Annotated in this window: 19 protein-coding genes and 2 tRNA genes; 7 read left to right on the top strand and 14 right to left on the bottom strand. The window is 65.5% G+C overall.

Annotated features, from left to right (window positions below):
* Positions 1-6: 6 nt before the first annotated feature.
* From A5724_RS13650 to A5724_RS13640, 3 genes are read right to left on the bottom strand one after another with little or no spacing between them, the layout of a single operon-like run.
* Entirely contained in the window at positions 7-933 is a 927-nt protein-coding gene (locus A5724_RS13650; RefSeq protein WP_067802246.1) for a LysR family transcriptional regulator, read from the bottom strand.
* Entirely contained in the window at positions 926-2,038 is a 1,113-nt protein-coding gene (locus A5724_RS13645) for a cystathionine gamma-lyase (RefSeq protein WP_067802242.1), read from the bottom strand. Before A5724_RS13645 ends, A5724_RS13650 begins: the two co-directional genes overlap by 8 nt.
* 6 nt (positions 2,039-2,044) lie before the next feature.
* Positions 2,045-3,025 carry an NAD(P)H-dependent glycerol-3-phosphate dehydrogenase gene (locus tag A5724_RS13640; RefSeq protein ID WP_067802472.1) on the bottom strand — a complete coding sequence of 327 codons (981 nt, stop codon included), beginning with the start codon at positions 3,023-3,025 and terminating at the stop codon, positions 2,045-2,047.
* A gap of 158 nt (positions 3,026-3,183) precedes the next feature.
* Between A5724_RS13640 and cofC the strand changes: the two genes are divergently transcribed.
* From cofC to A5724_RS13625, 3 genes are all read left to right on the top strand, one after another.
* On the top strand, positions 3,184-3,837 hold the full coding sequence (cofC, locus tag A5724_RS13635) for a 2-phospho-L-lactate guanylyltransferase (RefSeq protein WP_067802239.1): 654 nt from the start codon (positions 3,184-3,186) through the stop codon (positions 3,835-3,837).
* Positions 3,838-3,903: 66 nt separating this feature from the next.
* On the top strand, positions 3,904-6,057 hold the full coding sequence (locus A5724_RS13630; protein ID WP_067802236.1) for an RNA degradosome polyphosphate kinase: 2,154 nt from the start codon (positions 3,904-3,906) through the stop codon (positions 6,055-6,057).
* 47 nt (positions 6,058-6,104) lie between these two features.
* Positions 6,105-7,034 carry an NUDIX hydrolase gene (locus A5724_RS13625; RefSeq protein ID WP_067802234.1) on the top strand — a complete coding sequence of 310 codons (930 nt, stop codon included), beginning with the start codon at positions 6,105-6,107 and terminating at the stop codon, positions 7,032-7,034.
* Between the two features lie 134 nt (positions 7,035-7,168).
* On the opposite strand, the gene A5724_RS13620 is transcribed toward A5724_RS13625, so the two are convergent.
* From A5724_RS13620 to leuC, 3 genes are all read right to left on the bottom strand, one after another.
* On the bottom strand, positions 7,169-7,810 hold the full coding sequence (locus A5724_RS13620) for an HU family DNA-binding protein (RefSeq protein WP_067802231.1): 642 nt from the start codon (positions 7,808-7,810) through the stop codon (positions 7,169-7,171).
* A gap of 192 nt (positions 7,811-8,002) precedes the next feature.
* The gene (gene leuD, locus A5724_RS13615; RefSeq protein ID WP_067802227.1) at positions 8,003-8,596 is read right to left on the bottom strand and encodes a 3-isopropylmalate dehydratase small subunit; all 594 of its coding nucleotides are present in this window, start codon (positions 8,594-8,596) and stop codon (positions 8,003-8,005) included.
* Between the two features lie 12 nt (positions 8,597-8,608).
* Positions 8,609-10,042 (bottom strand): 3-isopropylmalate dehydratase large subunit, encoded by a 1,434-nt coding sequence (gene leuC, locus A5724_RS13610; protein ID WP_067802224.1) that lies wholly within the window; start codon positions 10,040-10,042, stop codon positions 8,609-8,611.
* 30 nt (positions 10,043-10,072) lie between these two features.
* Here leuC and A5724_RS13605 point away from each other — a divergent pair, with 30 nt between their 5' ends.
* Positions 10,073-10,774, top strand: a complete 702-nt coding sequence (locus A5724_RS13605; protein ID WP_067802222.1) for an IclR family transcriptional regulator — start codon at positions 10,073-10,075, stop codon at positions 10,772-10,774.
* Positions 10,775-10,799: 25 nt separating this feature from the next.
* Here A5724_RS13605 and A5724_RS13600 read toward each other — a convergent pair.
* The 4 genes from A5724_RS13600 to A5724_RS13585 all read right to left on the bottom strand — a co-directional run bounded on the left by A5724_RS13600 (position 10,800) and on the right by A5724_RS13585 (position 13,404).
* Positions 10,800-10,872, bottom strand: a tRNA-Glu gene (locus A5724_RS13600).
* A gap of 57 nt (positions 10,873-10,929) precedes the next feature.
* Positions 10,930-11,001 (bottom strand) — tRNA-Gln (locus tag A5724_RS13595).
* A gap of 118 nt (positions 11,002-11,119) precedes the next feature.
* Complete coding sequence (gltX, locus tag A5724_RS13590) at positions 11,120-12,619, bottom strand: glutamate--tRNA ligase (protein WP_067802469.1); 1,500 nt, start codon at positions 12,617-12,619, stop codon at positions 11,120-11,122.
* Positions 12,619-13,404 (bottom strand): fumarylacetoacetate hydrolase family protein, encoded by a 786-nt coding sequence (locus tag A5724_RS13585; RefSeq protein WP_067802218.1) that lies wholly within the window; start codon positions 13,402-13,404, stop codon positions 12,619-12,621. Before A5724_RS13585 ends, gltX begins: the two co-directional genes overlap by 1 nt.
* A gap of 104 nt (positions 13,405-13,508) precedes the next feature.
* Here A5724_RS13585 and A5724_RS13580 point away from each other — a divergent pair, with 104 nt between their 5' ends.
* Genes A5724_RS13580 through A5724_RS13570 form a run of 3 tightly spaced genes read left to right on the top strand, consistent with a single transcriptional unit; the run spans position 13,509 to position 15,645 of the window.
* Complete coding sequence (locus A5724_RS13580; protein ID WP_067802466.1) at positions 13,509-14,690, top strand: MFS transporter; 1,182 nt, start codon at positions 13,509-13,511, stop codon at positions 14,688-14,690.
* 27 nt (positions 14,691-14,717) lie between these two features.
* Positions 14,718-15,224 (top strand): pyridoxamine 5'-phosphate oxidase family protein, encoded by a 507-nt coding sequence (locus tag A5724_RS13575; protein WP_067802215.1) that lies wholly within the window; start codon positions 14,718-14,720, stop codon positions 15,222-15,224.
* Complete coding sequence (locus A5724_RS13570; protein ID WP_067802212.1) at positions 15,214-15,645, top strand: hypothetical protein; 432 nt, start codon at positions 15,214-15,216, stop codon at positions 15,643-15,645. Before A5724_RS13575 ends, A5724_RS13570 begins: the two co-directional genes overlap by 11 nt.
* 300 nt (positions 15,646-15,945) lie before the next feature.
* On the opposite strand, the gene A5724_RS33730 is transcribed toward A5724_RS13570, so the two are convergent.
* From A5724_RS33730 to serA, 4 genes are all read right to left on the bottom strand, one after another.
* On the bottom strand, positions 15,946-16,110 hold the full coding sequence (locus A5724_RS33730; RefSeq protein ID WP_156752266.1) for a hypothetical protein: 165 nt from the start codon (positions 16,108-16,110) through the stop codon (positions 15,946-15,948).
* Complete coding sequence (locus tag A5724_RS13565) at positions 16,107-16,655, bottom strand: hypothetical protein (protein ID WP_232004820.1); 549 nt, start codon at positions 16,653-16,655, stop codon at positions 16,107-16,109. The genes A5724_RS33730 and A5724_RS13565 overlap by 4 nt, the downstream gene beginning before the upstream one ends.
* A 68-nt stretch (positions 16,656-16,723) precedes the next feature.
* Entirely contained in the window at positions 16,724-17,734 is a 1,011-nt protein-coding gene (locus A5724_RS13560) for a 3-isopropylmalate dehydrogenase (protein ID WP_067802206.1), read from the bottom strand.
* Positions 17,734-19,317 carry a phosphoglycerate dehydrogenase gene (serA, locus tag A5724_RS13555; protein ID WP_067802463.1) on the bottom strand — a complete coding sequence of 528 codons (1,584 nt, stop codon included), beginning with the start codon at positions 19,315-19,317 and terminating at the stop codon, positions 17,734-17,736. Before serA ends, A5724_RS13560 begins: the two co-directional genes overlap by 1 nt.
* Between the last annotated feature and the right edge of the window lies 1 nt (position 19,318).

Below are 19,318 nucleotides of genomic sequence, written 5' to 3'. Positions count from 1 at the left end.
TTGCAATTACTGCAACGATTCCTGTCGCCTGCGTCCGCGCTCGCGTGCGATTCTGGCGAGATCACGCACGCTCTGATACTGGGCACCCGCTCGTGGGTAGGCCACGAACACGATGCGCGACGCAGGCGCTGGATCGACGATCCGGATCCGCGCGACCCGCGGGTGTTGGTGGTCGGTCATCCCTTCGGGCACCACGGATACCCCGATCCCCGCACCCACCATCGATTCGACGACGAACAAGTCGTTGCCCTCGATGGTGATGCGCGGCACGAAGCCTGCTCTGGCACAGGCGTTCACCATGTGCGCGCGGCTGCTCGAGCCGAGTTCCATCGCGACGAAGGGCCGGTCTCGCACCGCACCGAGCGATACGTTGTCCAGCGTCGCCAACGGGTCGTCCGCGGGCACTGCCAGCAGCAGCGACTCGGAAAACAGCGGTTCGACGATGAAATCTTCTTCACTGGGCGAAACCGAGGTGAACGCGAAGTCCGCTTCTCCACGCAGAAGCGCGGCCACCACTTCTGTCGCCGACCCTTGCCACGACCGGAAGCGCAGGCCCGGATGCAGAGCTAGCACATCGGCGAGTACGCCAGGGACGAATCCCAGCCCGAGCGAGAAGGTATGCGCGATCCGCAACAGCCGCTGCGGGTGGCCGGCATCTGCCAATGTGCTGTCAATGGCATCCTGCCTCGCCCGCAGCACCGCATGGGCCTGCCGTACCAAGACGGTTCCCGCATGCACGATTCGCACCCGACGGCCGGTCTGCTCGATCAGCGCGATGCCGAGTTTGCGCTCCAGCGACCGGATCGCGCGTTGCACCGTGGCCACGCTGACCCCGAGTTCTTCGGCAGTGTGGCCGAAGTGTTCGGTACGGGCGAACGCTATTAACATCTCCAGGTCGGCGAATGTGACGTCGCGACCGGAGAAGTCATCCATCGCCGGAGAGCGCCTCTTCGAAATCGGCGATCAGATCGTCGGTGTCCTCGATGCCCAGCGAGATCCTGGCGAAGCCGTCGCTGACCGGATCGCCCCAGCGGGCACGCCGGTCCACCGAGGTGTGAATTCCGCCGAAGCTGGTTGACGCGATCAGCAGCGCGCTGCGTTCCACCAGTGCACGCACCGCGGCGGCGTCCTTCAACTCGACGGCGACCAGTCCGCCGTAGCGCCTCATCTGCAGCGTGGCGATCCGATGTGAAGGGTCGTCGGGCAGACCGGGATAGCGCACCGACTTCACCGCGGGATGCCCGCGCAGCGTCATGGCGAGCGCCTGCGCGTTCTGACACTGTCGCTCGAATCGCAATCCGGCACTGCCGAGGCTGCGCAGCACCAGCCACGCTTCGAACGCACCGAGGATGGGTCCGGCCAACAATCGGTCACGTTCGATCGCGGCCATCAGGTCAGGCTGGCTGCCCGCAACATAGCCGGCGAGCAGATCACTGTGTCCCGAAAGGGCTTTCGTCGCGCTGGCCACCACCAGGTCGGCACCAAGCGACAACGGCTGCTGCCCGAGCGGCGTCGCGGTGGTGTTGTCGACGATCAGGATGGCGCCTCGGCCGCGGCAGCCAAGCGCGAGCTGGTGCAGATCGACGACGTCGAGTCCCGGGTTGGCCGGCGTCTCAGCGAGCACCACATCGGCGTCCGTGGAGGCCGCGCACATGTCGGCACTACTCGCTTCGATGACGGTAACCCCTTGGCAGGCAAGGTATTCAGCGGCATAGCGGCGTACCTGGTAATACCCGTCGGACGGGACGACGAGCTTGCTGTTCGGCTTGACCAGCACCCGCAGCGCCGACGTGATCGCCGCCATACCGGACGCGAACGTCAACGCCTTCGCGGCCCCTTCGAGTTGCGCGAGCGCCGATTCCAGTTGCCGCCACGTGGGATTCGAGCTGCGACCGTAACTGTCCAGCGGTTCTGTCTCGTCGGGCGACAAGTGGTACGTCGACGCCGGAACAGGTGGCGGGGCGACAGGTCTACCCGGAATCGCTTCCGAGCCGACGGCTTTGACGCTGCGGGTGGAATCGCCGTAGGTGCCGTCCATCTGGCTCTACTCCGGCTTAGTGCTGCGCCCCAGCAGCAGTGCGACGGCCTCGTCGACCGACAAGCCCTTGTGGCAGACCCGCTGGACCGCATCGGTCAGCGGCATCTCGACGTCGTAGCTGGCCGCGAGTGCGAGTATCGACTCACACGATGCGACGCCCTCGGCGACATGACCGCCTGCGGCCTGCAGGGCCGACTCCATGGTGCCGCCCTTGCCGAGTCGCTCGCCGAACGACCGATTGCGCGAGTGCGGCGAGGTGCACGTCGCGACGAGATCCCCGACGCCGGCCAGGCCCGCCATGGTTGCGGGTTTAGCGCCCAACGCGATTCCCAGCCGCATGATCTCGGCGAGGCCCCTGGTGATGATCGCCGCCGCGGTGTTCTCCCCCAGTCCGACGCCCGCCGCCATGCCGCACGCCAATGCGATGACGTTCTTGCATGCCCCGCCGACTTCCGCGCCGATCACGTCGGCGTTGGTGTACGGCCGCAGGTATCCGGTCGACAGCGCCCGTTGCAAGGTCACCGCCCTGCCGGAGTCGCTGCATGCCACCACGGTGGCCGCGGGCTGTTCGTCGGCGATCTCACTGGCCAGATTCGGCCCGGTGACCACCGCCACCCGGGACGGGTCGGCACCGGTCACCTGCACCACGACTTGGCTCATGCGCATCAACGTGTCCAGTTCGATGCCCTTGGCCAGGCTCACCAGGGTGACGTCATCGCCGATCAGCCCCGTCCATTGCTCGAGGTTGGCGCGCAAAGTCTGCGACGGCACCGCCAGCAGCACCGTGCAGGCGCCTGCCAGCGCCTCGGCCGGGTCGCTGGTCGCGCGGATCGACTTCGGCAGTTCGACATCGCCCAGGTAGGAGATGTTGTGCTGGGTGTCGTTGATCTCATTCGCCAGTTCGGGACGACGCGCCCACAAAGTGACGTTGTTACCGGCATCAGCCAAGACCTTCGCCAGTGCCGTCCCCCACGCACCGGCCCCCATCACCGCCGCCTCGACCACCGCTCCACAGTAGCGCGATGGTCGGTTCTGGCCTCGTTCCGTCCCGTGCCCTACGGGCGTGGGCCCACCTCGATGCGCTCGGCCGCCACCTCCGAACCGCGACGGTCGGTTCTCACATCTCCCCTGGCAGGATGGCCCTCATGAGCGGCACGAGGACAGGCGACGCCGCCGATGTGGGACTGGTCATCGCCGTGAAGCGGTTGTCCGCCGCCAAGACCAGGTTGGCACCGGTTTTCTCGGCGGCGACCCGGGAGAGCGTGGTGCTGGCCATGCTGATGGACACCATCACTGCGGCATCCGCCGTCTCAGCGCTGCGCTTCGTCACCGTGGTCACCCCCGACGAGGTTGCCGCCGATGCGACACGCTCACTCGGGGCGCGCGTGCTGGTCGACCCGACACCGCAGGGTCACCGCGACCCGCTGAACAACGCAATCGCCGCGGCTGAGGCTGCAATCCGCGATGAGACCCCCAATATCATTGCGCTGCAGGGTGATTTGCCGGCTCTGCAACCGCAGGAACTGGACGAGGCGATCACCGCCGCTCGCCAGTACCCACGCAGCTTCGTCGGCGACCGGCACGGCACCGGAACCTCGGCGTTGTTTGCCTTCGGCGTGCCGCTCGACCCGCATTTCGGGTCTGATTCGGCTCAGCGCCATCGACATTCAGGTGCCATCGAGCTGACCGGGCCATGGCCGGGGCTGCGGTGTGACATCGACACCCCCGACGACTTGCTCGTCGCGCGCCGACTCGGCGTCGGCGCGGCAACCGCGCAGGCTATCGCCCGCACGAGGTGAACAGCTGGCGAAGGGATCGGGCATCGCGGTAGCCGGGTGACTGGTCGATAAGGGATTATCGACACCATGACCGAAGCCGAAGCCCAGATCCGACCCGCTAGCTCGGACTTGGTCGCCTCGGCGCCCGAGTCGCCGCCCGCCGCGACGTCACCGGCGGTGGACAACGCGCTGCCCGAGGATCGCTACCTCAACCGCGAACTGAGCTGGTTGGACTTCAACGCCAGGGTGCTGGCGCTGGCCGCCGACACTTCCTTGCCTCTGCTGGAACGCGCGAAGTTCCTCGCGATCTTCGCGTCGAACCTCGACGAGTTCTACATGGTGCGCGTTGCCGGCCTGAAGCGTCGCGACGAGATGGGTTTGTCGGTGCGCTCGGCCGACGGTCTGTCGCCGCGCGAGCAGTTGCGCCGGATCAACGAGCGCACCCAGCAGATCGCCGACCGGCACGCCCACGTCTTTCTCGACTCGGTGCGTCCGGCACTGGCCGACGAAGGCATCGTCATCGTCACATGGGCCGAACTCGACGACGACGAACGCTCACGGCTGTCGACGTACTTTCACGAACAAGTGTTCCCGGTGTTGACGCCGCTGGCGGTCGACCCGGCTCACCCGTTCCCGTTCGTCAGCGGCTTGAGCCTCAACCTGGCGATCACCGTCAAACACCCCGACGACGGCGGCCAGCACTTCGCTCGTGTCAAGGTGCCCGACAACGTCGACCGCTTCGTGGAACTCGCGCCCCGCGAAGGCAGCTCGGATGTCGTGCGGTTCCTTCCGATGGAGGAGTTGATCGCCGCATTCCTCTCGGTGCTGTTCCCCGGTCTCGAAGTCGTCGAGCATCACGCCTTCCGCATCACGCGCAACGCGGATTTCGAGGTCGAAGAGGATCGCGACGAGGATCTGCTTCAGGCACTCGAACGGGAACTCGCACGGCGCCGGTTCGGTTCGCCCGTGCGTCTCGAGGTGTCCGACGACATGACTGAGAGCATGCTCGAATTGTTGTTGCGCGAACTCGACGTCGCCCCCGGCGATATGATCGAAGTGCCCGGCCTGCTCGATTTGTCGTCGCTGTGGCAGATCTACGGTGTCGACCGTCCGGCACTCAAGGATCCGCCGTTCGTGCCCGCGACACCGCCGGCGTTCGGTGAACGCGAGACCCCGAAGAGCATCTTCGCCACGCTGCGCGACGGTGACGTGCTCGTCCATCATCCCTACGATTCGTTCTCCACCACGGTGCAGCGGTTCATCGAGCAGGCCGCCGCCGACCCGAACGTGCTGGCGATCAAGCAGACGCTCTACCGCACCTCCGGTGATTCCCCGATTGTCAACGCTCTCATCGACGCAGCCGAGGCGGGCAAGCAGGTGGTCGCGCTCGTCGAGATCAAGGCACGCTTCGACGAACAGGCCAACATCAAATGGGCGCGCGCACTGGAACAGGCCGGTGTGCACGTGGTCTACGGGCTCATCGGACTCAAAACGCACTGCAAGACCTGCTTGGTGGTGCGCCGTGAAGGCTCGATGATCCGTCGCTACTGCCATATCGGCACGGGTAACTACAACCCGAAAACCGCCCGGCTGTATGAAGATGTTGGCCTGCTCACCGCGGCGCCGGACATCGGTGCGGACCTGACCGATCTGTTCAACTCGCTGACGGGCTACTCACGCAAGGAGTCGTACCGCAATCTGCTGGTGGCGCCATACGGGGTGCGCAAGGGCATCATCGAGCGCATCGAGCGCGAAATCGCGGCCACCCTCGACGGAGCGCAGGGCCGGATCCGGATGAAGGCCAACGCGTTGGTCGACGAACAAGTAATCGACGCTCTGTACCGCGCCTCGCAAGCCGGAGTTCGAGTCGAGGTGGTGGTGCGCGGCATCTGCGCGCTGAAACCTGGTGCGCCCGGGTACTCCGACAACATTGTCGTACGTTCGATTCTCGGCCGGTTCCTCGAGCACTCGCGGATAATCCACTTCAATGCCATCGACGAGTTCTGGATCGGCAGCGCCGACATGATGCACCGAAATCTCGACCGACGGGTCGAAGTGATGGCGCAAGTGAAGGATCCGCGGTTGACCACGCAGTTGAACGACGTGTTCGAGTCCACGATGGATCCTGCGACCCGCTGCTGGGAGTTGGGTACCGACGGGCGCTGGACGGCGCTGCCGAGCGCGGGTGAAACCGTGCGCGATCACCAGGTGTCGATGATGGAACGCCACCGACATCCGTAACCGTGACGACGCGACCCGAGGCGGTCGGATGACCTGCAGGAGTTGAGGTGCCGAAGGAAGTTGCCCCGGACACGGTCCCGACGACCAAGGCCGTACTCGCGGCAGGTGCCGTGCTCTGGCGGCACAACGACGACCTGTCGGCGCCCGAAGTCGCGATCATCCATCGCCCGCGCTACGACGATTGGTCTCTGCCCAAGGGCAAGGTCGACCCCGGTGAATCCGAACCGGTGACCGCCGTACGCGAAATTCGTGAGGAGACCGGCTACTCCTCGACCCTCGGACGGCGGCTCACTGCAGTCAGCTACCCCGTCGAGCAAGGCGTCAAGAAGGTGCGCTACTGGGCGGCACGCGCCGGCGAGGGCGAATTCACCCCGAACGCGGAAGTCGACGAACTCAAGTGGCTTCCGATGGCCGAGGCGATGAAACAACTGGAGTACCCGCACGACCGAAAAGTGTTGCGCCGCTTCGTAAAACACCCCGTAGACACCAAGACTGTGTTGATCGTGCGGCACGGCACCGCGGGCAGCAAGTCGCGGTACAAGGGCGACGACCGCAAGCGGCCACTGGACAAGCGCGGCCGTGCACAGGCCGAGTCCCTCGTTGGCGTGCTGATGGCGTTCGGTGCCGATACGCTCTACGCCGCGGACCGGGTGCGCTGCCATCAGACGCTTGAACCGCTCGCGGAGGAACTGGGCGTCACCATCGCAGACGAGCCCTTGTTGACCGAGGAGGCCTACGCCGACAGCCGCAAGGCGGCCAGGCACCGGTTCCTTGAAATCGCCGCCGCTTCAGGCACGCCCGTCATCTGCACCCAGGGCAAGGTGATACCCGATCTCGTCGCCTGGTGGTCGGCGCGCGACGGGGTGCGCCCGGACAAATCGCGCAACCGCAAGGGCAGCGTGTGGGTGATGTCCTTCGCGGACGATCGCTTGATAGCCGCCGACCACATCGGCAGCCCGCTGGCGGTCAAACGGTAACGTCGGGCCGGTCTGCCTGCGACTCGACGCAGGTGCCGGGCCATTGAATCCAAAGTGCGCGGGGCGCCGCCGAACTCACCGCACGCAGACACGCCGTGGGTCACGAGAACCCACGGCGTGTCTGAGGACGAAATTCAGCGACCACCACGCTTGGCCGGAGCCTTGCGTGCCGGAGCCTTTCGAGCCGTCTTCTTGGCGGCGGCCCGCTTGGCCACCACCTTCTTGGCAGCAGCCTTCTTCACTGCCTTCTTGGCGGCAGCCTTCTTCACTGCCTTCTTGGCCGCGCTGCGCTTCACTGCCTTCTTGACGGCGGTGCGCTTCACTGCCTTCTTCGCGGCGGTGCGCTTGACGGCCTTCTTGACGGCCGCCTTCTTCACGGCCTTCTTGACGGCCGCTCTCTTCACGGCCTTCTTGGCGGCCGCCCTCTTCACGGCCTTGCGAGCGCCGCCGCCCGCAGTCACGCCACGCTTCACTGCTGGTCCTTCCGCCGGGAGCTTTTGTGCGCCAGAGACAACCGCTTTGAATTGAGCGCCGGGCCGGAATGCCGGCACGGAGGTGGGCTTGACTTTCACCGTCTCGCCGGTGCGCGGGTTCCGCGCGACACGGGCGGCACGGCGGCGCTGCTCGAACACGCCGAAGCCGGTAATGGTGACGCTGTCACCCTTGTGCACCGCACGCACGATGGTGTCGACAACGTTCTCCACCGCCGCCGTTGCTTGCCGACGATCCGAGCCCAGTTTCTCCGTGAGTACGTCGATGAGCTCCGCTTTGTTCATCCAAAACCTCCGAAACCAGTGGTCCTCTTTGGACCGACTAGAGGACACGGTAAACCCATTGACCACTGATTTCCAAGAGCCACGCGCAATTTCAAGCGAAACTAGCGAACTTTCTTGCCCCCCTTGGGCTCCAGCAGAAGGTCCCGAGAACTGGGGTGAAGGTGGCGATTTCGGCTCGCCGCGGCCGAATAATCAGGCTGGCAGAGTGCGCGGTTTCCAGCTCGGCCTGCTCGCCTCGTATGACTCGATTTCATCGAGTTTTCGCAGCGTAAGGCCTATATCGTCGAGACCCTCGAGCAGTCGCCAGGCGGTGTAATCGTCAATCTTGAACGGCACCATGACCGTTCCGGCGACGATATTCCGATCTTGAAGATTCACAGTGATTTCCGCCCCCGGCTGCTCCTCGATGAGCTTCCACAGGAGTTCCACATCATCTTGGGCGACTTCTGCCGCCAGAAGGCCCGCCTTGCCCGCATTGCCGCGAAAAATGTCGGCGAATCGCGATGAGATAACGACCCTGAAGCCGAAGTCCATCAGCGCCCAGACGGCATGCTCGCGTGACGAGCCAGTGCCGAAATCGGGCCCCGCGACCAACACCGATCCCTTGTCGAACGGTGCCAGATTCAATATGAATGACGGATCTGCGCGCCAGGCGGCGAATAGGCCGTCCTCGAAACCTGTTCGGGTGACCCGCTTCAAATAGACGGCGGGGATGATTTGGTCGGTATCCACATTCGACCGGCGCAACGGGACGCCGATGCCTGTGTGGGTGCGAAAAGCTTCCATGTCGTTCTCCTCTTACTGAGTCAGGTCGGCTGGGGACGAGAGCTTGCCGCGCACAGCGGTCGCGGCGGCGACGGCAGGAGACACCAAATGGGTTCGGCCACCCTTGCCCTGCCTGCCCTCGAAGTTGCGGTTGGACGTCGATGCGCAACGCTCACCCGGCGCCAGTTGGTCTGGATTCATGCCAAGACACATCGAACAACCGGCCTGGCGCCACTGCGCACCGGCCGCCGTGAAGATCTCGCCGAGGCCTTCAGATTCGGCCTGTGCCCGCACACGCATCGAACCGGGCACGATCAGCATCCGCACCCCATCGGCAACCCTGCGGCCACGCAGGATGTCGGCGACCACACGCAAGTCCTCAATCCGGCCGTTGGTGCACGACCCAACGAAGACGGCGTCCACCGTGATGTCGCGCATCGCGGTGCCGGGCCGAAGATCCATGTAGGCCAACGCTTTTTCCGCTGACTGGCGTTCACCCTCGGAGGACATCAGCTCGGGATCCGGCACCGACTCCGACAACGGCACGCCCTGGCCGGGGTTCGTACCCCACGTCACGAACGGACTCAACGTGGAGGCGTCGAGGTACACCTCGGTATCGAATTCGGCGCCTTCGTCAGTGCGCAGGGCCGTCCACGCGGCGACCGCCTCGTCCCATTCGGGACCCTTCGGCGCATGCGGACGACCACGCAGAAATTCGAACGTGGTTGCGTCCGGGGCCACCATGCCGGCGCGGGCGCCGGCCTCGATACTCATGTTGCAGATCGTCATCCGACCCTCCATCGACAGCGATTCGATGGCGCTGCCGCGGTATTCGATGACATGCCCCTGGCCCCCACCGGTGCCGATTTTCGCGATCACCGCGAGGATGATGTCCTTCGCGCCGACACCGGGCGGCAACTCGCCGTCGACGTTGACCGCCATCGTCTTGAACGGACGCAGCGGCAGAGTCTGCGTTGCGAGAACGTGTTCGACCTCGGATGTGCCGATGCCCATCGCAATCGCACCAAACGCGCCATGCGTCGAGGTGTGACTGTCTCCACACACCACCGTCATGCCCGGCTGGGTCAGTCCCAATTCCGGGCCGATGATGTGCACGATGCCTTGCTCGACGTCGCCCATCCGATGTAACCGGACGCCGAACTCTTCGCAGTTGCGTCTCAGCGTCTCGACCTGTGTGCGCGAGATCGGGTCGGCGATCGGCTTGTCGATGTCGACCGTCGGCACGTTGTGGTCCTCGGTGGCGATGGTCAGGTCGGGCCTGCGCACTGTGCGGCCGTTGAGCCGAAGTCCGTCGAAGGCCTGCGGACTGGTCACCTCGTGGATGAGGTGCAGGTCGATGTAGATCAGGTCCGGGTGGCGCGCGTCGCCTTCGCCTGTTCCGTGGGCCACGACGTGATCGGCCCACACCTTCTCTGCCATGGGGCGCGGGGTGGTCATACTTGACATTCTCACATTCTGGGACGTTAGTATCTCTCCGTGAGACAGGATAGCGGTATTGGCGTGCTCGACAAAACTGTGGGTGTGCTGCATGCAGTGGCCGATTCGCCGTGCGGGCTGGCCGAATTGTGTGAACGCACCGGGCTGCCGCGTGCCACCGCGCATCGACTGGCCGCGGGCCTCGAAGTGCACCGGCTGCTGAGCCGCAACGGCGACGGTCGCTGGCAGCTGGGCCCGGCACTGACTGAACTGGCCGGACAGGTCAATGATCCGCTGTTGGCCGCCGGCGCAGTGGTGCTGTCGCGACTGCGCGAGATCACGGGTGAGAGCGTGCAGCTCTATCGCCGCGAGGGGACGACGCGAATCTGCGTCGCCGCGCTGGAACCGCCTGCGGGACTTCGCGATACGGTGCCGGTTGGGACGCGGCTGCCGATGACCGCTGGGTCGGGCGCCAAGGTGCTGTTGGCGTACGCCGACGCGGCGACACAGCAGGCGGTGCTGCCCGGCGCGCTGTTCACCGACCGGGCGCTGGCCGAGGTTCGCAAACGCGGGTGGGCGCAGAGCGCCGCGGAACGCGAACCCGGGGTGGCCAGTGTGTCGGCTCCGGTGCGCGACGCGCGCGGAGCGGTGATCGCCGCGGTGTCCGTGTCGGGACCGATCGATCGGATGGGCCGTCGGCCTGGCGCACGCTGGGCGGCCGACTTGCTGGCGGCCGCTGATGCGTTGACCCGGCGCCTTTAGAACGAAGAGGAGTGAACCGGTTTTGTAGCCCCGATGGGATTCGAACCCACGCTACCGCCGTGAGAGGGCGGCGTCCTAGGCCGCTAGACGACGGGGCCAGAACCGGATTGCCAGCATAGCGCACGCGTTCATGCCGACCTAATCCGTAACTGCAGCTGGGGTACCAGGACTCGAACCTAGAATGGCTGAACCAGAATCAGCTGTGTTGCCAATTACACCATACCCCATTGGCCGCCTATAACCGCAGGTCACAGGCTATTTTCGAGACGATCAATCGGTGGAGGGCTCCCACCGGTTGATGTATCGGGCCGACGTGCAGACTACCAAAGATTCTGCCCTCGTTTTTCACGCCTCCGCCGCCGCCCCCCCGGCCCGCTCCCGCCCCGCACGCAGCCGGCTCAACGCGCGCTCGCGGCCCAGCAGCTCCAGCGACTCGAACAGCGGCGGACTGATCGAGGCACCGGTGGCGGCCACCCGAATCGGCCCGAACGCTTTCCGGGGCTTGAGCGCCAGATTTTCCAGCAGCGCCACCTTCAGCGCTATTTCGATCTTGGCCGTGGTCCAGTCCCCCACCTCTTCGAGGGCGGCGATGGCCGCGTCCAGCACGGGGGCCGCGTCGCCGTGAAGTTCCTTGGCGGCGGCCTTTTCGTCGAGAGCGAAGTCGTTGTCGTTGAGGAACTTGAGCAGATCCCAGGCATCGCCCAGCACCACGATGCGGGTCTGCACCAGCTTTGCGGCCACGGCGAACTGCGCGGCGTCCAGGCCGGTGTCGTGGCCGTGCTCCGAGAAGTAGGCACGCAGTCGCTCGGTGAAATCGTCTTCGCTCAACATCCGGATGTGTTCGGCGTTGAGGGCGTCGGCCTTTTTCTGGTCGAAGCGGGCAGGGTTGGAGTTGACGTCGGCGACGTCGAACGCGGCCACCATCTCGTCGAGGCTGAAGACGTCGCGGTCCTCGGCGATACCCCAGCCGAGCAACGCCAGGTAGTTGAGTAACCCCTCCGGGATGAAGCCGCGTTCGCGGTGCAGAAACAGATTGGACTGCGGATCGCGCTTGGACAGCTTCTTGTTCGCGTCACCGAGAACGCTTGGCAGATGGGCGAATTCGGGGACACGCTCGGCGATGCCGATGCGGATCAACGCCTGGTACAGGGCGATCTGGCGAGGTGTCGACGGCAGGATGTCCTCCCCGCGCAGCACATGGGTGATCTTCATCAGCGCGTCGTCGACCGGATTCACCAACGTGTACAACGGATCTCCGTTGGCGCGCGTCAACGCAAAATCTGGCACGGTGCCTGCCGCGAAGGTGGTGTCGCCGCGGACGAGATCGCGCCACGAGATGTCCGTGTCCGGCATCCGCAGTCGCACGACGGGTTTGCGCCCCTCTGCGACGTACGCCGCACGCTGGGTGTCGGTGAGGTCGCGATCGAAGTTGTCGTAACCGAGCTTGGGATTGCGGCCCGCGGCGACGTGCCTCGCCTCCACCTCTTCCGGCGTCGAGAACGCCTCGTATGCCTCACCGGCCTCCAACAACCGCTGTACGACGTCGCGGTAGATCTCGAAGCGTTCGGATTGCCTATACGGCGCGTACGGCCCACCGATGTCGGGACCCTCGTCGTAGTTCAACCCGAGCCAGTTCAGCGCATCCAGCAGTGCCAGATAGCTTTCCTCGCTGTCGCGTTGCGGGTCGGTGTTCTCCAGCCGGAACACGAAGGTGCCGCCGGTGTGTCGGGCATAGGCCCAGTTGAACAGCGCGGTACGCATCAACCCGACATGCGGCGTGCCGGTGGGCGACGGACAGAACCTGACTCGAACGATCTCTTCGCTTTTCGCGTCCGCGGCGGTCATCATTTTCCCTTGCGCACAACAGGATTGCTCAACGTGCCGATACCCTCGACGGTGACGCTGACGGTGTCGCCGTCCTCGATGGGCCCGACGCCCTCGGGTGTGCCGGTGAGAATCAGGTCACCGGGCAGCAGCGTCATCACCGCCGAGATCCACTCGACGATGGCACCGATGTCGTGGATCAGCAGCGACGTCCGACTGTCCTGCTTGACCTCACCGTTGACCTCGGTGCGAAGGCTGAGGTCCGCCGGGTCGAGGTCGGTGACGATCCACGGGCCGATGGGACAGAAGCTGTCGTAGCCCTTCGCCCTGGTCCACTGGCCATCCTTCTTCTGTTGATCGCGTGCGGTCACGTCATTGCCGATGGTGTAGCCGAGGATGTTCTCGGCGGCCCGCGCGGCGGGCACGTCCTTGCACGGGCGTCCGATCACCACTGCCAGTTCACCTTCGAAGTGCACCGGATGGGCGTCGGCAGGCATCTGGATCGGCACATTCGGCCCGATGATTGCGGTGTTGGGCTTCAAGAAGATGACCGGGTCCGGGAAATCGCCGCCCCCCATCTCGGCGATGTGCGCGGCGTAGTTCTTCCCAATGCAGACCACCTTGCTCGCGAGTATCGGAGCCAGCAGGCGCACGTCGGCGAGCGGCCATTGGCGGCCCGTGAAGTTGGGCGTACCGAAGGGATGCTCGGCGATTTCCCTGGCGACCGCCTCCGCCGGGTCGTCGCTGTTTCCCTCAATGCTGACAAAGGCCACTCCGTCCGGACTGGCGATTCGACCAAGGCGCATGGCCTCAGCCTAGTGGCCGCTGACCCGACATCCCCGTCCTGTCCGATGTCTCACTATATGGAACGCAGATTCGGCATCCTGAGACGTTGTGCGACGATGTGCGGGTGTCCATCGAGACGATCAGCTCCGTGCGCCGCTGGTCCATGTTGGTCATCGCACTCAGCGCGACACTGTGCGCCAACGTCTTCATCAACGGCGCGGCATTCCTCATTCCCACGTTGCACACCGAACGCGGCCTCGATCTGGCCAAAGCCGGCCTGCTGTCCTCGATGCCCAGCTTCGGCATGGTGCTCACGCTGATCGCGTGGGGCTACATCGTCGACCGGGTGGGTGAACGCATCGTGTTGGCGCTGGGTTCGGCGCTGACCGCGGCCGCAGCGTTCGCGGCGGCATCGGTGCACTCACTCATCGCAGTCGGCGCCTTCCTGTTGCTCGGCGGCATGGCGGCGGCCAGCAGCAATTCGGCCAGCGGCCGCCTGGTGGTCGGATGGTTCCCGCCGCAACGACGCGGCCTCGTGATGGGTATTCGGCAGACCGCGCAACCGCTGGGAGTCGGGCTGGGCGCCTTGGTGATTCCGCGGCTGGCGGAAAGCCACAGCGTGTCGGTGACGCTGCTGTTTCCGGCCGTGGTCTGTGCGGTGTCCGCGGTGGTGTGCGCGATCGCCGTGCTCGACCCGCCGCGTCCACCACGACACGAGGCGGACCAAGCCGACCTGGCCAACCCCTACCGCGGATCGTCGGTGCTGTGGCGCATTCACGCGGTGTCGTGCCTATTGGTGGCACCGCAGGTGTTGGTGTGGACGTTCACGCTGGTGTGGCTGATGAGTGACCGCGGTTGGTCGGCCACGTCGGCGGGCGCGATGGTGACCGCCGCCCAATTATTGGGCGCCGCTGGACGAATCGCGGCGGGCCGCTGGTCGGACATGGTCGGCTCTCGCCTGCGCCCGATACGCACCATCGCCATGGGCGCTGCGGCCTCGATGGGTCTGCTGGCGCTGACCGACTGGCTCGACTCCCCCGTCAGCGTCGCGGTGATGATGATCGCTTCGGTGATCACCGTGTCCGACAACGGGTTAGCGTTCACGGCCATCGCCGAGATCGCGGGGCCGTTCTGGAGCGGCCGCGCGCTGGGCACCCAGAACACCAGCCAGCTGTTCACCGCTGGGGTGGCGCCGCCATTGTTCGGCGCACTGATCGGCGCCGCCGGCTACCCCGTCGCATTTGCCGTCTGCGCGTTGTTCCCGCTCATCGCATTGCCGCTCGTTCCTGTCGATAACGACCATTGAGCAACTTCACAGGGTTACGCTCCGCACGTGGCCACGTCACCGCTGGATGTCATCAACAAGTACTTCACGTGCGAATTCACCACGTTCTCGCGTGACGGTTCGCCGGTCACGTGGCCGGTGACTCCGATATTGCTCGACGACGGCCGCTTTCTGCTGACAACCAGCGTCGGCCTGCCACAGAAGGCGTTCAACATCCGGCGCAATCCGAAAGTCAGCATGTTGTTCTCCGAGCCGACCGGAAGTGGGGTCCCCGCGCCCGCAGCGGTGCTGATCCAAGGTGACGCCAGCGCCGAAGACCGCATCGTCACCGACGTCTCATCGGACAAGGACTTCGTGCGCCTCGCCGAAACCTTGTCCGCCCGGCAGCCGTCGGGCGCGCTGTGGAGCACATGGCTGGGCAAGCGGATGTGGTGGTCGTATTACATGCGCATCCTGATCTATGTGACACCGCATCGGGGATGGTTCTGGCCCACTCGTGATTTCGCAGTCGCCCCGCAGGACCTCGACCTCAGCGAGGTGCACCATGTGGGCTGAGGCGGCGAAATGGTTGGCCAAGTTCGGCGAGACCGTGGTGACCGGTGTCGACGAGGACGGGTACCCGGTCAGCGTCCGCGTCGCAACTTCCGGCTACGACTCCGCGACCGGAGCGCTGCCGGTGCATTTTCCGCCGGAGCTACGCATCCTCGAAGGGCCTGCCAACTTGTTGTCCCACAGCCACGACGACAAGATGTGGCACCTGCAGATGATCCAGATCAAGGGCCGCATCGAGCGTCGCGGTGAGCGCTGGGTGTTCCAGAGCACCCATTTCGACGCCCCGTCGAAACTGGCGTTCCTCCAATTCCTCAGGAGCAACAACGCTTCGGCCCAGAAGTATCTCGACAAGCGCGGACTCAAGCGGCCGGCCGTCAATTGGGCTGCGGTCAAAGAGATTCAACGCCGCGTGAAGTCTCGCTGAACGTCTTCTGCGAGTTCGCTGCCAATCCGCGTTTTGTCGCTTCGGGCATAAGGGAATTCAAATCAGCGTTCTAGGCTGCTGGTTGGATTCGTTGTGCCGCTTGGGTATTTGACGCAAATGTAAGGAGACAATCGGTATGGGCAGGCCTGTTCCAGCATTTCTCGCCATCGGGGTGGCCACCGCGGGACTGAGCGTCGCACTCGCCGGCCCCGCTGCCGCCGCGCCGTCGGCGTCCGGGAACACGCACGCCTCGACGCAACACATCGTCCGCACCTCCGCGAAAGCGACGCCGAACGGTGGCTACAGCAAGGGTTCTTCGACGACGAGCACGTCCGCGTCGGCGTCACACAAGTCGAAGACATCCTCGTCGAGGACCGGTACCCCGTCGACCACCGAAGGGTCGACACCCACCTCGAAGGCGTTCGTGTCGGCGTCCGATGACACCGCATCGGGTGGTGCCGTCAAGCATCACTGGGGCACGCATCACCGGCACTAACACTTTTAGACCGCCGCGGAAGAATCAGCACAGCCGCCACGAGGAAACACAGGGCTCCCACGAACGTGCCGGTGTTCGCGAGCAGCGCGTCCTCGGTGACACCCGACGTCGTCACGAACGCGCCCAGCGCGGACACGCCGAACGCCACGCACCCGATCATGTTGATCCACTCGGCCTGCCACTCACGGTTTTTCAACTCGAAGAGCCCGACGACGGCGGTGACCGCGAAGACGCCAAGCGCTCCGCTCACCAGGAACGCCAACGAGCCGACGAAATCCGGCGCCCACACCAGGCGCCGCTCCGGTTTGACCGCGTGAGCCCACAACGCGGCGCCGGTGCTGACGTTGAACAGGATCGTGCCCGCGAATTGCGTAGCCGCGGAGAGCCAGCCGATCCGCAGCGCAGGACCGGCCAACACCAACTGCATCCAGGCAGCGGTGGTGAAGAACCAGGAGCCGATGAAACACAACAGGTTGGCCAACCCGGCACCTGCGACGGCGGACGCCCCCGGCATCGTCGCGAACGCGAACAACGTCGACCCGATCGCGAACAACCAGCACTGCCGAGACAGCGTCGCCACGTCTAGAGGCTGGCCGCGATCCGCTCGCCAAGCTGTGTGGTGGTCAGCTTTTCGTCGCCCCGGGTGGCGAGATGCTGCTCGACGGCTTTGTCCACTCGGGCCGCGGCGTCGTGTTCACCGACGTGGGACAGCAGCAGCGCCACCGACATGATCGCCGCGGTCGGATCGGCGATGCCCTGGCCGGCGATGTCCGGCGCGCTGCCGTGAACGGGTTCAAACATCGACGGATTCTTCCGCGTCGCATCGATGTTGCCGCTCGCGGCGAGCCCGATCCCACCGCACACAGCGGCGGCAAGATCGGTGATGACATCGCCGAACAGATTGTCGGTGACTATCACGTCGAACCGGCCGGGGTCGGTCACCATGTGAATCGTCGCCGCATCCACATGCTCATACGCGATCTCCACATGGGGGTATTGCCCAGCGATCTCCTGCACCGTGCGCCACCACAAGGCGCCTGCAAACGTCAGCACATTGTTCTTGTGCACCAGCGTCAGATGCTTGCGGCGCTGCTGCGCGCGGCGGAACGCGTCGTGTACGACACGCTGGACGCCGAACGCGGTGTTGACGCTGACTTCGGTGGCGATCTCGTGTGGCGTGCCGACCCGGATCGCTCCGCCGTTGCCGGTGTACGGACCTTCGGTGCCCTCCCTGACGACAACGAAATCAATGTCGGGGTCACCGGCCAGAGGGCTCTCGACACCGGGGTACAACCGCGACGGGCGCAGGTTGACATGGTGGTCGAGTTCGAACCGGATGCGCAGCAGCAGGCCTCGTTCCAGCACACCGCTTGGCACCGACGGGTCACCGATGGCGCCGAGCAGGATCGCGTCGTGGTCCCGCAACTCGTCGATCACCGAGTCGGGCAGCACCTCGCCGGTGGCGTGGTAGCGCCGCGCGCCGAGGTCGTAGTTCGTCTTCTCGACGCCGGGCACCACCGCGTCGAGGACCTTGAGCGCCTCGCCGATGACCTCGGGGCCGATGCCGTCGCCGGCAATGATCGCCAGTTTCATTACAGGTCCACCACTTCCAGCAGTTTGGCGCCGACGGCATCGCTGATCGCGGCGCGAACGTCGGCGGGAACGTCGCGGTCGACGCGCAGCAGGATGGTTGCGCCGGGCCCTTCGGCGTCCTCGCTGAGTTGAGCCGCGTGAATGTTGATGTCGGCGCTGCCGAGCAGGGTGCCGATCTTGCCGAGCGTGCCGGGCTGATCTATGTAGTTCACGATCAGGTAAACACCCTCAGCGCGCAGATCGAAGTTGCGGCCGTTGATCTGGACGATCTTCTCGACCTGCTGCGGCCCTGACAGCGTGCCCGCGACGTTGGCCGTCGAACCGTCGGCGTACACCGCCCGCACATCGACGACGCTGCGGTGGTTGGGACTCTCGGTAGCCGTGCTGATCTCGGCCTGCACACCACGTTCGGCGGCCAGCGCGGGCGCGTTCACGAACGTCACCGGGTCCTCGATGACAGCCGAGAACAGTCCGCGCAGCGCCGAAAGTCGCAGCACCTCAACCTGTTCGGAGGCCAACTCGCCGCGAACCTGAACCGCAAGCGACACGGGCAGCTCACTGGACAGCACGCCGACGAGCACGCCGAGTTTGCGGACCAGATCGAGCCACGGTGCGACCTCTTCACCGACAACACCGCCACCGACATTGACCGCGTCGGGCACGAACTCACCGGCAAGCGCCAGCCGCACGCTCTCGGCGACGTCGGTGCCCGCGCGGTCCTGCGCCTCGGCGGTCGATGCGCCCAGGTGCGGCGTGACGACCACCTGGGGCAGTTCGAACAACGGGCTGTCGGTGGTGGGCTCCGTCGCGAACACATCGATGCCCGCCGCGCGCACATGCCCGGACCGCACCGCGTCAGCCAGCGCCTCCTCGTCGACCAGACCGCCACGGGCGGCGTTGACGATGATCACCCCTGGCCTGGTCTTGGCCAGCGCCTCCTTGCCGATCAGCCCGGCGGTCTCCGGAGTCTTCGGCAAATGCACGGAGATGAAGTCGGCCCGCGCCAGCAGCTCGTCGAGGGTCAGCAATTCGATCCCCAACTGTGCGGCGCGCGCCGCCGACACATACGGGTCGTACGCGACGACGTGGGTGCCGAACGCGGCCAGTCGCTGCGCTACCAGTTGACCGATGCGGCCCAACCCCACCACGCCGACCGTCTTGCCGTAGATCTCGGTGCCGGAGAACTTCGACCGCTTCCAGGTGCGCTCGCGCAGCGACGCGTCCGCCGCGGGGATCTCCCGCGCGGCGGCCAGCATCAGCGCCAAGGCGTGCTCGGCCGCGCTGTGAATATTGGACGTCGGCGCGTTGACCACCAGCACACCGCGGGCGGTGGCGGCGTCGACGTCGACGTTGTCCAGGCCGACGCCTGCGCGGGCGACGATCTTGAGCTTGGGTGCGGCGGCCAGCACCTCGGCGTCGACGGTGGTCGCCGAGCGCACCAACAGCGCATCGGCGTCCGGAACCGCTGCCAGCAGCTTCTCTCGGTCCGGGCCGTCGACCCAGCGGACCTCTACCTGGTCGCCGAGCGCGGCGACCGTCGATTCAGCCAGTTTGTCGGCAATCAACACAACGGGAAGACTCACG

The sequence above is a fragment of the Mycobacterium sp. ACS1612 genome, assembly GCF_001667505.1.
Classification (GTDB): domain Bacteria; phylum Actinomycetota; class Actinomycetes; order Mycobacteriales; family Mycobacteriaceae; genus Mycobacterium.
Note: the sequence above shows the minus strand (reverse complement) of the source record. Positions and strands in the feature narration are given on the sequence as shown.

What these genes read in the sequence shown, in the direction of transcription:
- leuD (WP_067802227.1), bottom strand. Translation starts at nt 8,596, where the DNA reads ATGGAAGCTTTTCGCACCCACACAGGCATCGGCGTCCCGTTGCGCCGG.
- A5724_RS13560 (WP_067802206.1), bottom strand. Translation starts at nt 17,734, where the DNA reads ATGAAACTGGCGATCATTGCCGGCGACGGCATCGGCCCCGAGGTCATC.
- A5724_RS13565 (WP_232004820.1), bottom strand. Translation starts at nt 16,655, where the DNA reads ATGCCGGGGGCGTCCGCCGTCGCAGGTGCCGGGTTGGCCAACCTGTTG.
- A5724_RS13585 (WP_067802218.1), bottom strand. Translation starts at nt 13,404, where the DNA reads ATGCGCCTTGGTCGAATCGCCAGTCCGGACGGAGTGGCCTTTGTCAGC.
- leuC (WP_067802224.1), bottom strand. Translation starts at nt 10,042, where the DNA reads ATGTCAAGTATGACCACCCCGCGCCCCATGGCAGAGAAGGTGTGGGCC.
- cofC (WP_067802239.1), top strand. Translation starts at nt 3,184, where the DNA reads ATGAGCGGCACGAGGACAGGCGACGCCGCCGATGTGGGACTGGTCATC.
- A5724_RS13570 (WP_067802212.1), top strand. Translation starts at nt 15,214, where the DNA reads ATGTGGGCTGAGGCGGCGAAATGGTTGGCCAAGTTCGGCGAGACCGTG.
- gltX (WP_067802469.1), bottom strand. Translation starts at nt 12,619, where the DNA reads ATGACCGCCGCGGACGCGAAAAGCGAAGAGATCGTTCGAGTCAGGTTC.
- A5724_RS13630 (WP_067802236.1), top strand. Translation starts at nt 3,904, where the DNA reads ATGACCGAAGCCGAAGCCCAGATCCGACCCGCTAGCTCGGACTTGGTC.
- A5724_RS13650 (WP_067802246.1), bottom strand. Translation starts at nt 933, where the DNA reads ATGGATGACTTCTCCGGTCGCGACGTCACATTCGCCGACCTGGAGATG.
- A5724_RS13645 (WP_067802242.1), bottom strand. Translation starts at nt 2,038, where the DNA reads ATGGACGGCACCTACGGCGATTCCACCCGCAGCGTCAAAGCCGTCGGC.
- A5724_RS13640 (WP_067802472.1), bottom strand. Translation starts at nt 3,025, where the DNA reads ATGGGGGCCGGTGCGTGGGGGACGGCACTGGCGAAGGTCTTGGCTGAT.
- A5724_RS13620 (WP_067802231.1), bottom strand. Translation starts at nt 7,810, where the DNA reads ATGAACAAAGCGGAGCTCATCGACGTACTCACGGAGAAACTGGGCTCG.